Genomic DNA, 13,951 nt, shown 5'->3' with positions numbered 1-13,951 from the left:
CTCCCGGATAGCGGCGCTATGCGCCTTATCCGGGCAGGATACCGCCTGATTACAGCAGTTCGATAATATCGTCATCTTTCGGCGTGCTGCCGCTTAACGCTTCGTCAAAATAGTGCTTCGGCACTGTATAGCGCAGGCGTTCGAGCGCAAACTGCATGCTGCGATCGTCGATCGCGTGCCCCAAATCCTCAACGATATCCAGCGTCACGTCGCCGCCGGCCTGCACCAGCGCCTCCTGGGCGGAGACGGCCCACGCCAGATCGATAACCCGATCCTCGCCGCCGTGGATCAGGTGCACGGTAGTCGCCGTGGTCGCCGACCGCGGCAGCGTGGCGTATCGTCCGTTAAAGGCGATAACCCGCGAGGCCAGCCCCGGTTCGGCCTTGATGCTTTCCAGCGACATAATCGCCCCCTGCGAGAAGCCAATCAGCGCCGTTGCCAGTGCGGAAACGCCGCTCTGCTTCTGCCAGTAGCGCACCGTCTCAATAAAGGTCGGCATGATGGCGTCAATGCGCGCCTGCCGGTTGTCCTCGGTCACCCCCTGCACGGAGAACCACTGACGGCCGGGAGCCGGGCCGCACGGCTCGGCGCCGCCGATGCTGACGATTAACGCATCCGGAAACTGCGGCGCGAACAGGCTGCCGATTTGCCCCATTGAAACCGGATTATCACCGACGCCATGAAACAGCAACAGCAGCTGTTGGGCAGGTGTCACGGGGCTTTGAACAATAAAGTGATCGTGTTTCATGGCTTTCTCCTTAGTCTACGCGGGCAGTTTACGCCGCAGATAAAATATGACCATGACATTTAACTGAATGAGTTAGTTAAAAAAATTGCAGTTGCTCAACCCGCTGGCGCAGCGCATCGGCGCGGGCCGCGTCCAGGTTCAACAGCGCCTGCCCCGCCTCCTCGCGTAGCCTTGCCAGCAAAGCTTTACGCCCGGCCAGCCGCAGCGAAGCGCAAAGCTCGCCCTCATCCTGCTGCCGCAGGCGGGCGCGCAGGGCCGGAAGCGCCAGATCGACCCGCAGCAGCAGGCGGTTCAGACAGCCAATCGTCGCCTGCAGCGGGCGGTGGGCAAAGGCGAATCCGGCGGCCTCGAGCCAGTCCTCTTCCGTCAGCATAGCAGCCTCGACAACCGGCAGCGGCAGCGCCTCTTCCCGCCATTCGCGCAGCCAGTACTCGTCGCGCTGCAGCCGCGCCAGCTCCTGCTGGCGTAAGCGGTGGCCCGCAGGCGTTAACGGATACAGCGCCATCGCCGTATAGCAGCCGCTGCTCGCTTCACGGTGGGTACCGAGACGCACCAGGGTAAAACCGCAGCGCTGCCAGAAGCGCCAGAGCTCGGCGGTATAGCCGAAGCTCACCGAGAGGTAATCAAGCCCCTGCGCCTCGGCCACGGCCTTCGCCACCAGCGCCTGGCCTAACCCTTCGCGCTGGCGCGACGGATGCACGGCAATGCGGCCAATTCGTCGCGCCACCAGCGTAGCGGCCAGCGGAGTGCCGCCGTGCGCCGCCAGCGACTGGGCCACCAGATTGCCGCGCGGGCGGCGGTATCCCGCCCACACCGCCTGACTGAGGGCCGGGGTAAGACCGCCCTCCTCCACCTGCCACAGCGCCCCGGCAACGTGGCTCCCGGCGCGCGCGCAGATAAACCGCTGCCCGGGAGCGTCCATCATCCGGCGGAGATCCAGCGGGGAGGTGCGATAGTGGGCGCCGGAAAGGAGCTGATACATCGCCTCCGGCAGGGCCGGCTGCCGCTGCCAGCTGGCCTGATATACCGTTTCCAGCGTCACCTGACCCAGCGGTGGATGCCTAAAGGCCTCATCCCCAAACAGCAGCAGCTCGCTCACCAGCGCCTCCAGCGGGCAGCCCGGCGCCCAGCGAACGGGCGCAGAGAGGCTAAACTGGCGCAGCTGTGCGAAGCCTGCGCAAAACTTAAGCAGAAAGCCGCGGCCGGTCCCTTCATATCCCTGCACGGTAGTGGTCAGCAGCGTGCGCGGGAAGCGCGCCACCAGCCGACGCAGCAGCGGCCCGGGAATGGCGGCTGCTTCGTCAACGATCAGCCACGAGGCGTTAACCTCGGACGCCAGCAGCGCGTCGGGGGCTATAAAGCGAAAATCTTCCCCGGCAAACGCGGCGATAACGTCCGTGGCGCCGCGGGCGGGCGCGGTCACGATCGCATCGCCTCCCAGCTGTCGGATCAGCATCCCCGCCAGCGCCGATTTCCCCCGCCCGCGTTCGGCGGTCACCGCGGCAATACCGGGAGGGAGAGCGGCCAGCTCGGCAAGGATAGCCGCCTGTTCCGCCTGCGGGCGGCCGTCAGCGGGATGCCACAGGGGCCGAGGCGCGGCATCCGGCAGGCGCGGCGCCTCACCCTGCCGCCAGACCAGCGCCTCTTTAGCCGCTGCGATCCGCCGGCAAAAGCGCTGCACAAAGTTGGGGGTTGGGATAGGGTCCGGGGCATCGCTCCAGCGCAGCGAATCCGCGTCCGGCTGCGTCGGCCAGCGTGCAAAAGGAGGGGTCAGCAGCACCAGCCAGCTTCCGGCGCGCAGCGTGCCGCAAAGGGCGGCAAACGCCGCCACGTCGAAGCCGCTGCGGGCGTCAAAGAAAGCGTGCTGGTATTCGCGTCCGAGCAGAGACTTCAGGGCGCCGGGAGAACCCGAGGGCGCCGGCATCGGCTGGGGGGAGATCCACAGACCGTCCCCGGCCAGCCGTTCACGCAGCGCCAGCGCCTGCTGCAGGCACCACGCTTCGTCGCCGCTGAGCACCAGCAGGCGACGAATGCCCTGCTGCGCCATCCGGGCCGTCAGGTTAAGGATTTCGTCCATCTACGGTAGCGGTCAGAGCGCATTACCAAACGTATTGCACTGCGCCGGATCTCCGCTGTCAAAACCGCGTTTAAACCAGGTATAGCGCTGCTGCGAAGTGCCGTGGGTAAAGCTGTCCGGGACAACCCGCCCCTGGCTTTGCTGCTGGAGGCGGTCGTCACCAATAGCCTCTGCGGCATTCAGCGCCTCCTGCAGATCCCCGGTTTCCATCACGTCCTGATTCTGCATGCTGTGGCCCCAGACGCCGGCAAAACAGTCGGCCTGCAGCTCCATTTTCACCGACAGGCGGTTAACTTCAGCCTGCGACGCGTTCTGCTGCAGCTGGCGCACTTTGGATTCAATGCCCAGCAGCTTCTGCACGTGATGCCCAACCTCGTGCGCAATCACGTAGGCCTGAGCAAAATCTCCGTCCGCGCCGAGCTTGCTTTTCATCTCATCGTAGAACGAGAGGTCGATGTAGACCGTGCTATCGGCCGGGCAGTAGAACGGCCCCATCACCGACTGGCCGGTACCGCAGCCGGTCCGCGTCGCGCCGCGATAGAGCACCAGCTTCGGCTGCGGGTACTGACGGCCCATTTTTTGGAAGATGGCGCCCCAGGTGTCTTCGGTATCCGCAAGGATCACCTTAGTGAACTTCGCGGCCTGCTCTTCCTGCGGGCTGATGGAGCGTTGAGTGGTGGTTTGCTGCTGTGAAACCGGCTCTCCGGTCAGCATGCCGGTCAAATCCACGCCGTAATAGCCGGCAACCAGCACGATAATCAGCAGAACGATACCGCCTTTCCCGCTGGGAAGACGGAAACCACCACCGCCGCCGCCGAGGGGGGAACCGGAATCATTACGTCGATCTTCTACATTGTCGCTTTCGCGACGCCCTTGCCAGCGCATAGGCACCTCAATTCATCAAGTTCTCGAATATGAGAGATCGTAGGCGGTTCGGCGCAGGATTACCACTGGAAACAACAAGAAGAGCGCCAGAAGATAGAGCTACCTTCTGGCGAAAGGAGGATTAGTCGAGCTTAACGCCAAGACGATGGGCCACTTCTTCGTAGGCCTCGATCAGGCCGCCGAGGCTCTGACGGAAGCGGTCTTTGTCCATTTTGTCGAGGGTATTTTTATCCCACAGACGGCTGCCGTCCGGCGAGAACTCGTCGCCCAGCACCACTTCGCCGTTAAACAGACCAAACTCCAGCTTGAAGTCAACGAGGATCAGGCCCGCGTCGTCAAACAGCTTTTTCAGCACGTCGTTCGCTTTGAAGGTCAGCTCCTGCATGCGGGCCAGATTCTTTTTATTCACCCAGCCGAAGGTTTCGCAGTAGGACTCGTTGACCATCGGGTCGTGCATCGCATCATTTTTCAGGAACAGGTCAAACAGCGGCGGATTCAGCTCAATACCTTCTTCGATGCCCAGACGCTTAACCAGAGAGCCGGCCGCACGGTTGCGGACTACGCACTCAACCGGAACCATCTCCAGCTTTTTCACCAGACACTCGGTGTCAGAAAGTAGCGCTTCCATCTGGGTCGGAATGCCGGCTTCTTCCAGCTTGCTCATAATGAAATGGTTGAACTTGTTATTCACCATCCCCTTACGGTCGAACTGTTCGATGCGCGCGCCATCCCCTGCTGAAGTATCGTTACGGAACTCGAGTATCAGCAGGTCCGGGTTCTCGGTGCTGTAAACGGTTTTCGCTTTACCACGATACAACTCAGCTTGCTTGTTCATCTTTGTCACTCCAGTGAAGATATAGACGATAAAAAAGGCGTTTCTGTGCTGACGCACACGTTTGCGTCACTATACAGAAAAAAGGGCTGGATTGCTCCAGCCCTGTTTATTACTTACCGAATGCGGCCTGGAATACGGCAACCAGCGCGTCGTTCTGCGACTGGGTCAGCGTATGACCTTTCGGGTCGATGAACTGCAGGCTGCTGCGGTTATCAAGGTCGCCGACCTGCAGCTTGTAGTCACCTGAAACCAGCTGCGGATCGTGGGCACCCAGCTCCTGCCAGCTGCTGTCAGACAGCGGCTTGTAGGTCAGCGCCATGCTGCCCTGAGAACGCGTGCTGTCGGTCACCTTCATGCCCGCTTTTTCCAGCGCGCCCGGCAGACGCTGCCACACGAGGTTAAACGGTGCGCGGACAACCAGCATCGGCAGACCGGTATCGTCGGCAGCGCTCTGCACGTCGAAGGTCGCGCCGGCGTTTTTCTGCGCCGCGTTCTGCGCGCTGGTGGCGTTCATGTCCAGACCTTCGGAAATGACGTTCAGCATAGAGGTGCTGTAGCGCTGCAGCGATGCCGGATCGGATACCGGTTTCCCGGCCTGCTCGAGGTTAACCAGCTTCACCACCACCGCCTGCTGATAGCCCTGCGGTTTAACTGAGATTTGATAGCGACCACGGTACTGCTGGTCTTCATCGAGGCGATTCCACTCCACCCAGTCGGTGTTCAGCGTCTGGCTGGCATCGTCACGTTTGGTGATGACGTAGTTTTTTGACTGCAGGATGCTGGTGACCTGCGCCCACAGCGAACCGCTGCGGCCGTTCTCCACCATCAGCGTCGAAGTGTCACCATTAAACTGAGTGCGTGCGCCGTTTACCAGGGCCAAAGGCTGGGCCGGTGGACGAATGTCCAGAGCTTTACCCACCGCGCCGGCGCTGGTCGCAACCGGAATATTATAATCGCCAACCTGAACCGGCAGGATCATCCCCGCAGGCGCGTGAAGCTCGCTAAGCGGCGTAGCTTGCAGGTAAACCTCATCACCGCCAACCTGACGCTTGTAGCGCGAATCCGAACTACAGGCCGCAAGAAGCAGGACCAATGAAACACCCGCAACCTTCGCCAGGCGCGACTTCTGTACTGAGTAAGCCATCAAATCTCCCTAAACTTTACAGCAAACCGGCATGCTTCAGCGCTGCGGTTACCGCCTTCTTACCGTCTTCGGTAATCGGCGTCATCGGCAGGCGCAGCGTATCGGTCGCCACAAGACCCAACGCCTTGCATGCCCATTTCACAGGGATAGGGTTGGGTTCGACAAATAATTTTGTATGCAATGGCATCAGACGCTGGTTAATCGCCCGCGCTTCGGCAAATTGACCGGCCAGAGCCAGTCGGCACATATCCGCCATTTCACGAGCCGCAGCGTTTGCGGTAACGGAAATCACGCCATGACCGCTCAGCTGCATAAAGTCCATTCCGGTGGCATCATCGCCGCTCAGCAGAATAAAGTCGTCTGAAACCAGCTCTTTGATCTGATGAACGCGACTTAAGTTCCCCGTCGCTTCCTTAATACCGATAATATTTTTTACTTCCGCCAGACGACCGACGGTTTCCGGCAGCATATCGCAACCGGTACGGGACGGCACATTATACAGGATTTGCGGCAGGTCGGTGTGTTCTGCGATGGCTTTAAAGTGTTGGAACAGGCCTTCCTGGGTCGGACGGTTGTAATAAGGGGTTACCGTCAGACAGCCAACGATGCCGCTGTCGTTGAAGCGCTGGGTCAGGCTGATCGCCTCTGCGGTTGCATTTGCACCGGTGCCTGCAATAACGGGGATACGCCCGTCGGCCAGCTCAAGCGTCATCATCACAACGTCGCCATGCTCTTCATGGCTCAACGTTGCGGACTCACCGGTAGTCCCTACCGAAACGATCGCCGAGGTTCCGCTGGCGACATGGTAATCAATCAGTTTTTTCAGGCTTGTCCGGCAGACGTTACCGTTTTCATCCATCGGCGTGACAAGCGCTACAATACTTCCCGTGAACATGGGCCATCCTCAGAGCAGAAGTGCAACAAGATTCTCAATGTTACGTTTGGTGCCGTAATAAAAGCAAGAGACCCGATGCCTTCAGGGATGTTGTATGCCGGTTTTTTTTATGCTTTCCTAATGTTACCTCACCTTTTTAAAGGAAGAACAGGTTTGACCGCCTCATTACAACACTATCTGGTTATTACCGCTTTGGGCGCTGACCGTCCCGGCATCGTGAATACGATCACCCGCCACGTCAGCAGCTGCGGCTGTAATATCGAAGACAGCCGGCTGGCCATGCTCGGTGACGAATTTACGTTTATCATGCTGCTTTCTGGTACGTGGAACGCGATTAACCTGATTGAATCGACTCTACCGCTGAAAGGTGCCGAGCTGGATCTGCTGATCGTGATGAAACGGACGACCGCTCGCCCGCCTCAGGCCATGCCAAATACGGTCTGGGTCCAGGTTGAGGTACCGGACTCGCCGCATATTATCGAGCGCTTCACCGCCCTGTTTGACGCGTGGAATATGAATATCGCCGAGCTGGTTTCTCGTACCCAGATCGGCAGTGATGACGATTCAGCCCAACTGTTCATCCAGATAACGGCGCACAGTCCCGCTACGCAAAATGCATCAAATATCGAACAAGCGTTCAAAGCCCTATGTACAGAACTCAATGCACAAGGCAGTATTAACATCGTTAATTATTCACAGCATGATGAACAGGATGGAGTTTGAGTAATGAATCCACTGAAAGCCGGTGATATTGCACCGAAATTTAGCTTACCAGACCAGGACGGCGAGGAAGTAAATTTGACCGACTTCCAGGGACAGCGTGTTCTGGTTTATTTTTACCCGAAAGCCATGACCCCGGGTTGTACCGTCCAGGCCTGCGGCCTGCGCGATAATATGGATGACTTAAAAAAAGCGGGCGTTGAGGTACTGGGCATCAGTACGGATAAACCAGAAAAACTCTCCCGTTTCGCCGAAAAAGAGCTGCTGAACTTCACGCTGCTGTCTGATGAAAACCATCAGGTCTGCGAGCAGTTTGGTATCTGGGGCGAAAAATCGTTTATGGGGAAAACCTACGACGGTATTCACCGTATTAGTTTCCTGATTGATACAGATGGCAAAGTTGAACACGTGTTTGATAACTTCAAAACCAGCAATCACCACGACGTGGTGCTGAACTGGCTGAAAGAAAACGGCTAACGTTTTATCGAACGCAGGACGCCGGAGCATTTCACCGCCCCGGCGTCCGTTTTAGCCCCTGGTTCGTCAAGCCGTCGCGCTATTTATCCTCTTCAACCACCAGTCCGTCCGGCCAGGCGTGCACCACCGCCTTGATTAACGTCGCCAGCGGGATAGCAAAGAATACGCCCCAGAATCCCCACAGCCCGCCAAAGATAACCACCGACAGAATAATCACCAGCGGATGCAGGTTAACCGCTTCCGAGAACAGCACCGGCACCAGCAGGTTACCGTCCAGCCCTTGAATAATGAGGTATACCGCAAACAGGCTCCAGAACTCGGTGCCCGCGCCGAACTGAAACAGCGCCACGCCCACCACCGGAATGGTGACCACAAAGGCGCCAATGTAGGGGATCAGCACCGAGAAGCCGACCAGCACCGCCAGCAGCAGCGAATAGTTGAGCCCGAAGAGGATAAAGCCGATCCACGTCGCTACGCCGACGACGATCATCTCCAGCACCTTACCGCGAATGTAGTTGGTGATTTGCTGATTCATCTCCTTCCACACCTGCCCTGCCAGCCCGCGGTTACGCGGCAGCACGCGGCGTACGGCGTTGAGCATCTGCTCTTTATCTTTCAGGAGGAAGAAAACCATCAGCGGCACCAGCACCAGATAGACCGCCAGCGTCAACAGGCCCACCAGCGAGGCCAGGGAGTACTTCACCACCGAATCGCCGACGGTCAGCATGCGGTTGCGCATATTGTCCGCCATCGCGTCGATGATCCCGGCGTCCATCAGCGCCGGATAGCGGCGCGGCACGGTGGCGGCAAAATCGGAGAGCTTATTCAGCATGCCCGGCATATCGCGGATCAGATAGATACCCTGCTGCCAGGCGACGGGCATCACCACGAAGGCCATCAGCAGCAAAATACCGACAAACAGTATCAGAACGAACGACGTCGCCCAGGTACGAGACAGCCCCACGCGCTCAAGCCGGACGGTCGGCCACTCCAGCAGATAGGCCAGCACGATAGCCACCAGCAGCGGCGCCAGCAGACCGCTGAAAAAGAACATAATGCCGAACCCAGCCAGCAAAATAACCAGCAGCGCTATCGCCTCCGGATCGCTGAACCGACGGCGGTACCACTGTATTAACATCTCAAGCATAAACCCTTCCCTGAAGCGCAAAACCGCAACAACCCGAGGAAGTGTATCTAAATGTCACAAAAAAGACTTCGCTTTTTATTAGCAAAACCACAAACATGACCTCCCGCAGCAAGATCATATTTTCAACGGCGTCAACGACAGCTAAACTCGCAGGACGCGCGGAAATGGAACATTACGCCGCCCTACCGGTCAAACTGGCACACCCACATACACAGGACAGAGGTTATGTTCAGGCAGTTAAAGAAAACGCTGGTGGCAACCGTGATAGCGTCGCTGACGCTGGGTTCGATTTTACCTGCTTTTGCTGACTCCGCAGATACCCTGCCGGATATGGGGACCTCTGCAGGAAGCACGCTTTCCATCGGTCAGGAAATGCAGATGGGGGATTACTACGTTCGCCAGCTCCGCGGCAGCGCTCCGCTGATCAACGACCCGCTGCTGGTGCAGTACATTAACGGATTAGGTATGCGCCTGGTTGCGCACGCCAACTCGGTGCGAACGCCCTTCCACTTCTACCTGATTAACAACGACCAGATTAACGCCTTCGCCTTCTTTGGCGGCAACGTCGTGCTGCACTCGGCCCTGTTCCGCTACTCGGATACGGAGAGCGAGCTGGCGTCGGTCATGGCGCACGAAATTTCGCACGTCACCCAGCGCCACCTCGCGCGCGCAATGGAAGACCAAAAGCGCAACGCCCCGCTGACCTGGGTCGGCGCGCTGGGCTCGATTCTGCTGGCGATGGCCAGCCCGCAGGCCGGTATGGCCGCGCTCACCGGCACGCTGGCCGGCACCCAGCAGGGATTAATCAGCTTTACCCGCCAGAATGAAGAAGAGGCCGACCGCATCGGGATTCAGGTGCTACAGCGCTCCGGGTTCGATCCGCAGGCCATGCCGGCGTTTATGAGCAAGCTGCTTGACCAGTCGCGCTACTCCACCCGGCCGCCGGAAATGCTGCTCACCCACCCGCTGCCGGAAAGCCGCCTGTCCGACGCCCGCAACCGCGCGAATCAGATGCGTCCGGTGGTGGTGCAATCGTCGGCCGATTTTTATATGGCCAAGGCGCGAACGCTGGGAATGTATAACAACGGAGACAACAAGCTCGGCGACGATTTGCTGAACGCATGGGCGAAAGGCAATATCCGCGAGCAGCACGCCGCGCAGTACGGTCGCGCCCTGCTGGCGATGGGCAGCAATAGCTACGATCTGGCGCGTAAAACCCTGCAGCCCCTGCTGAGCGCCGATCCGCAAAATGCCTGGTATCTCGATCTGGCAACCGATATTGACCTTGGCCAGAAGAAAACGGCCGATGCGATTAACCGCCTGAAAAACGCCCGCGAAATCCGCACCAACCCGGTACTGCAGCTGAACCTCGCCAACGCTTACCTGCAGGGCGGACAGCCGGCAGAGGCGGCGAATATCCTTAACCGCTACACCTTCAATAATAAAGACGATGGCAACGGCTGGGACCTGCTGGCGCAGGCGGAAGCGGCCCTCGGCAATCGCGATCAGGAGCTGGCGGCCCGTGCGGAAGGTATGGCGCTGGTCGGCCAGCTTGCACAGTCTATTTCGCTGCTCAGCAGCGCCAGTTCACAGGTGAAGTTGGGCAGCCTGCAGCAGGCCCGCTACGATGCGCGCATCGATCAGCTGCGCCAGCTGCAGGAACGCTTCCGCCCATATCAAAAAATGTAAGGAGACCCCATGTCTGACGCGGTAAAAATCTACCATAACCCTCGCTGCTCCAAGAGCCGCGACACCCTGAGCCTGCTGAAGGCTAACGGTATCGACCCTGAAGTGGTGCTCTATCTGGAGACGCCGCCGGATGCGGCGACGCTGCGCCAGCTGCTGAAAATGCTGGGTATGGTGAGCGCCCGCGAGCTGATGCGCCAGAAGGAAGATCTGTATAAGTCACTGGAACTTGCCGATCCTCAGCTCAGCGAAGATGCGCTGATTCAGGCGATGGTCGACAACCCGAAGCTGATTGAACGCCCTATCGTCGTCAGCCACGGCGAGGCGCGGATCGGCCGACCGCCGGAACAGGTGCTGGATATCGTGAATTAAGCAGGATGCGCCATCGTCATGATGGCGCCGATCCCAACGGCTCGCTAGAGCTTGAGGATCTCTTTAACGAAGGGAATGGTCAGCTTGCGTTGGGCGGTAATAGAAGCGCGATCGAGCTGATCGAGCGTCATAAACAGCGAGCGCATTTCGCGATCGAGGCGCTTGAGCAGGAAGCGGCAGACGTCTTCCGGCATCTCAAACCCGCGCAGCCGCGCGCGCAGCTGCAGCGCCTGCAGCTTGTCTTCATCGGACAACGGCTGCAGCTTGTAGATTTGTCCCCAGTCGAGGCGCGATGCCAAATCCGCGAGGCCAAGATTAAGCTGGCGCGGAGGGCTATCGCCGGTGATCAGCAGGCGGGTTTTACCCGACTCCAGGATGCGGTTGTAAAGGTTGAAGATCGCCATCTCCCACGGCTCGTCGCCGGCCGCGCATTCGATATTATCGATACAAACCAGCGAAAGCTGTTCCATCCCCTCCAGCACTTCCGGAACAAACCACGTACGCTTATCCAGCGGCACGTAGCCCACCGCATCGCCGCGCTGGGAAAGCTCCGCACAGGCGGCATGTAGCAGGTGACTGCGCCCCGCGCCTTCACGCGACCAGATATAGATGTACCCGCTATGCTCCTGCCGCAGAACGTTCTGTAAGGCAGCGAGAAGAGAAGGATTACCACCCGGCCAAAAACTCGCAAAAGTTTCATCGTCAGGAAGGTACAGTGGCAAGGAGAGCTGTGCCGGTGCGTTCAGATGGACCTCATCATAGACTGACAGAAAAACGCGGAGAGTTTATCACGAAGTCTGCCGTGAGAGAACCGGGCGGGATCGCCGCCCGGCAGGAGGATCAGCGTTTTGCCTCGGCGTCATCAGCCGCATCAGCCGCGTCCAGAACCACCTCTTCCGGACGCAGGACGCTAATTAATTTGAAGATCAGGCTAAGGGCAACGCCAACGATCGTGGCCAGCGCCATGCCTTTGAGCTCCGCCGCGCCGATGTGCACCTTCGCGCCGCTGACGCCAATGATCAAAATCACCGAGGTCAGAATAAGGTTCTGCGCCTTGTTGTAATCGACCTTAGATTCAATCAGCACGCGGATACCCGATGCGCCGATCACCCCGTACAGCAGCAGCGATACGCCGCCCATTACCGGCAGCGGAATGATCTGGATCGCCGCCGCCAGCTTGCCGACGCAGGAGAGCAGAATGGCGATAATCGCCGCCCCGCCGATAACCCAGGTACTGTAGACGCGGGTAATCGCCATCACGCCGATGTTTTCACCGTAGGTGGTATTGGGCGTCGAGCCAAAGAAGCCGGAGATCATCGTCGACAGGCCGTTGGCAAACATCGAGCGGTGCAGGCCGGGATCGCGAATCAGATCCTTTTTAACAATATTCGCCGTCACCACCAGGTGCCCGACGTGTTCGGCAATCACCACCAGCGCGGCGGGCAGGATGGTGAAAATCGCAAACCACTCAAAGCGCGGGGTGTAGAAGGTCGGCAGCGCAAACCAGTGCGCCTCGGCGATGGGAGTGGTATCGACAACGCCCATCACGAAGGAGAGCGCGTAGCCCACCAGCACGCCGATAAGAATCGGGATGATGGCCATGAAACCGCGGAACAGCACCGAACCGAAGACAGTCACCGCCAGCGTCACCATCGAGATAATAATGGTTTTGCTATCGGGAGACTGCCCGTCAGCGGGCAGCAGGCCGGCCATATTCGCCGCGACGCCGGCCAGCTCAAGGCCGATCACCGCGACGATAGCCCCCATGGCCGCCGGCGGGAACATCACGTCCAGCCAGCCGGTGCCGGCCTTTTTAACAATAAAGGAGACGATGCAGAACAGCACGCCGCACATAATAAAGCCGCCCAGCGCGACCTCATAGCCCAGCGGCAGCAGCAGCAAAACCGGGGAGATAAACGCAAAGCTCGACCCCAGATAGGCCGGGATTTTGCCCTTACAGATAAACAGGTACAGCAGCGTGCCGATACCGTTAAACAGCAGAACGGTAGCCGGGTTGATGTGAAACAGGACTGGCACCAACACCGTTGCGCCAAACATAGCGAACAGATGTTGCAAACTTAGCGGGATTGTCTGTAAAAGCGGCGGTCTTTCACTCACCCCGATTGCGCGGCGCGTCATAGTGTTTTCCTCTGAGTGTCGTTATTAGTTGCTGTTGGCGTGTTTTATTCAAAAAAAAGCCGACTCTTAAAGTCGGCTTCTTATTAATGCTGCAATTATTTGGTACCAAAAATCTTATCGCCGGCGTCGCCGAGCCCGGGAATAATATATCCGTGCTCGTTGAGGCCCTGGTCAATGGACGCGGTGTACATCTCGACGTCCGGGTGCGCTTTCTCCAGCGCGGCAATCCCTTCCGGAGCGGCAACCAGCACCAGCACCTTGATGCTTGAGCAGCCCGCTTTTTTCAGCAGGTCGATAGTGGCGATCATCGAACCGCCGGTTGCCAGCATCGGGTCAACCACCAGCGCCATACGTTCGTCGATATTGGAGACCAGCTTCTGGAAGTAAGGTACCGGCTCGAGGGTTTCTTCATCACGGTAGATGCCAACGACGCTGATGCGCGCGCTCGGGACGTGTTCCAGAACGCCTTCCATCATGCCGAGGCCGGCGCGCAGAATAGGCACGACGGTAATTTTCTTACCTTTGATCTGCTCAACTTCAACCGGGCCATTCCAGCCTTCGATGGTGACCCTTTCGGTCGCCAGGTCGGCGGTGGCTTCATAAGTTAGTAAGCTACCAACCTCTGAGGCGAGTTCACGGAAGCGTTTGGTGCTGATGTCGTGCTCGCGCATCAGGCCCAGCTTGTGTTTGACGAGTGGGTGTTTCACTTCCACAATCTTCATTCTCTTTCTCCTCTGAGGGGCAGCCACAAAAAAAATCGCGGGATTATACCGCTTTTTCCCATTTGCGCCATAGCCGATATGTTTGACCGGGATCAACCAAAATG

General features: G+C 58.7%; 14 protein-coding genes. 4 read left to right on the top strand and 10 right to left on the bottom strand.

The window, feature by feature from the left end; translation table 11 throughout:
* Positions 1-49 precede the first annotated feature (49 nt).
* The 6 genes from ypfH to dapA form a co-directional block, all read right to left on the bottom strand.
* Positions 50-748 carry an esterase gene (gene ypfH / locus MMW58_RS08115; protein ID WP_241723095.1) on the bottom strand — a complete coding sequence of 233 codons (699 nt, stop codon included), beginning with the start codon at positions 746-748 and terminating at the stop codon, positions 50-52.
* 76 nt (positions 749-824) lie between these two features.
* Entirely contained in the window at positions 825-2,825 is a 2,001-nt protein-coding gene (locus MMW58_RS08110; protein WP_241723094.1) for a tRNA(Met) cytidine acetyltransferase TmcA, read from the bottom strand.
* Between the two features lie 12 nt (positions 2,826-2,837).
* A complete protein-coding gene (gene ypfJ / locus MMW58_RS08105; RefSeq protein ID WP_128877454.1) occupies positions 2,838-3,710 on the bottom strand; it encodes a KPN_02809 family neutral zinc metallopeptidase in 873 nt (290 codons plus the stop codon).
* A gap of 121 nt (positions 3,711-3,831) precedes the next feature.
* The gene (gene purC, locus MMW58_RS08100; RefSeq protein ID WP_041146677.1) at positions 3,832-4,545 is read right to left on the bottom strand and encodes a phosphoribosylaminoimidazolesuccinocarboxamide synthase; all 714 of its coding nucleotides are present in this window, start codon (positions 4,543-4,545) and stop codon (positions 3,832-3,834) included.
* A gap of 109 nt (positions 4,546-4,654) precedes the next feature.
* Positions 4,655-5,689, bottom strand: coding sequence for an outer membrane protein assembly factor BamC (gene bamC, locus MMW58_RS08095; protein WP_241723093.1), 1,035 nt, complete (start codon positions 5,687-5,689; stop codon positions 4,655-4,657).
* A 16-nt stretch (positions 5,690-5,705) separates the two neighbouring features.
* On the bottom strand, positions 5,706-6,584 hold the full coding sequence (gene dapA / locus MMW58_RS08090; RefSeq protein ID WP_241723092.1) for a 4-hydroxy-tetrahydrodipicolinate synthase: 879 nt from the start codon (positions 6,582-6,584) through the stop codon (positions 5,706-5,708).
* A gap of 153 nt (positions 6,585-6,737) precedes the next feature.
* Here dapA and MMW58_RS08085 point away from each other — a divergent pair, with 153 nt between their 5' ends.
* On the top strand, positions 6,738-7,307 hold the full coding sequence (locus MMW58_RS08085; RefSeq protein ID WP_045856254.1) for a glycine cleavage system transcriptional repressor: 570 nt from the start codon (positions 6,738-6,740) through the stop codon (positions 7,305-7,307).
* 3 nt (positions 7,308-7,310) lie between these two features.
* On the top strand, positions 7,311-7,781 hold the full coding sequence (bcp, locus tag MMW58_RS08080; protein WP_041146681.1) for a thioredoxin-dependent thiol peroxidase: 471 nt from the start codon (positions 7,311-7,313) through the stop codon (positions 7,779-7,781).
* Between the two features lie 79 nt (positions 7,782-7,860).
* On the opposite strand, the gene MMW58_RS08075 is transcribed toward bcp, so the two are convergent.
* Complete coding sequence (locus MMW58_RS08075) at positions 7,861-8,928, bottom strand: AI-2E family transporter (RefSeq protein WP_041146682.1); 1,068 nt, start codon at positions 8,926-8,928, stop codon at positions 7,861-7,863.
* A gap of 225 nt (positions 8,929-9,153) precedes the next feature.
* On the opposite strand from MMW58_RS08075, the gene bepA reads away from it, so the two are divergent.
* Positions 9,154-10,617 carry a beta-barrel assembly-enhancing protease gene (gene bepA / locus MMW58_RS08070; RefSeq protein WP_133601211.1) on the top strand — a complete coding sequence of 488 codons (1,464 nt, stop codon included), beginning with the start codon at positions 9,154-9,156 and terminating at the stop codon, positions 10,615-10,617.
* 9 nt (positions 10,618-10,626) lie between these two features.
* Entirely contained in the window at positions 10,627-10,986 is a 360-nt protein-coding gene (gene arsC, locus MMW58_RS08065; RefSeq protein ID WP_041146684.1) for an arsenate reductase (glutaredoxin), read from the top strand.
* A 44-nt stretch (positions 10,987-11,030) separates the two neighbouring features.
* On the opposite strand, the gene MMW58_RS08060 is transcribed toward arsC, so the two are convergent.
* From MMW58_RS08060 to upp, 3 genes are all read right to left on the bottom strand, one after another.
* The gene (locus MMW58_RS08060) at positions 11,031-11,732 is read right to left on the bottom strand and encodes a DnaA inactivator Hda (protein ID WP_217698328.1); all 702 of its coding nucleotides are present in this window, start codon (positions 11,730-11,732) and stop codon (positions 11,031-11,033) included.
* Between the two features lie 94 nt (positions 11,733-11,826).
* Entirely contained in the window at positions 11,827-13,125 is a 1,299-nt protein-coding gene (gene uraA, locus MMW58_RS08055; protein WP_241723091.1) for a uracil permease, read from the bottom strand.
* 95 nt (positions 13,126-13,220) lie between these two features.
* Positions 13,221-13,847 (bottom strand): uracil phosphoribosyltransferase, encoded by a 627-nt coding sequence (gene upp / locus MMW58_RS08050; RefSeq protein ID WP_041146687.1) that lies wholly within the window; start codon positions 13,845-13,847, stop codon positions 13,221-13,223.
* Between the last annotated feature and the right edge of the window lie 104 nt (positions 13,848-13,951).

Source organism: Klebsiella sp. HC6 (assembly GCF_022605325.1).
Lineage (GTDB): Bacteria > Pseudomonadota > Gammaproteobacteria > Enterobacterales > Enterobacteriaceae > Klebsiella > Klebsiella terrigena.
The sequence above is the reverse complement of the archived record's forward strand: the minus strand, read 5'-3'. Positions and strand labels throughout refer to the sequence as shown.

Bases quoted from the DNA above. Each gene is read 5' to 3' on its own strand.
- dapA (WP_241723092.1), bottom strand. From the start codon at position 6,584: ATGTTCACGGGAAGTATTGTAGCGCTTGTCACGCCGATGGATGAAAAC.
- purC (WP_041146677.1), bottom strand. From the start codon at position 4,545: ATGAACAAGCAAGCTGAGTTGTATCGTGGTAAAGCGAAAACCGTTTAC.
- MMW58_RS08075 (WP_041146682.1), bottom strand. From the start codon at position 8,928: ATGCTTGAGATGTTAATACAGTGGTACCGCCGTCGGTTCAGCGATCCG.
- bamC (WP_241723093.1), bottom strand. From the start codon at position 5,689: ATGGCTTACTCAGTACAGAAGTCGCGCCTGGCGAAGGTTGCGGGTGTT.
- arsC (WP_041146684.1), top strand. From the start codon at position 10,627: ATGTCTGACGCGGTAAAAATCTACCATAACCCTCGCTGCTCCAAGAGC.
- ypfJ (WP_128877454.1), bottom strand. From the start codon at position 3,710: ATGCGCTGGCAAGGGCGTCGCGAAAGCGACAATGTAGAAGATCGACGT.
- uraA (WP_241723091.1), bottom strand. From the start codon at position 13,125: ATGACGCGCCGCGCAATCGGGGTGAGTGAAAGACCGCCGCTTTTACAG.
- MMW58_RS08110 (WP_241723094.1), bottom strand. From the start codon at position 2,825: ATGGACGAAATCCTTAACCTGACGGCCCGGATGGCGCAGCAGGGCATT.
- ypfH (WP_241723095.1), bottom strand. From the start codon at position 748: ATGAAACACGATCACTTTATTGTTCAAAGCCCCGTGACACCTGCCCAA.
- bcp (WP_041146681.1), top strand. From the start codon at position 7,311: ATGAATCCACTGAAAGCCGGTGATATTGCACCGAAATTTAGCTTACCA.
- bepA (WP_133601211.1), top strand. From the start codon at position 9,154: ATGTTCAGGCAGTTAAAGAAAACGCTGGTGGCAACCGTGATAGCGTCG.
- upp (WP_041146687.1), bottom strand. From the start codon at position 13,847: ATGAAGATTGTGGAAGTGAAACACCCACTCGTCAAACACAAGCTGGGC.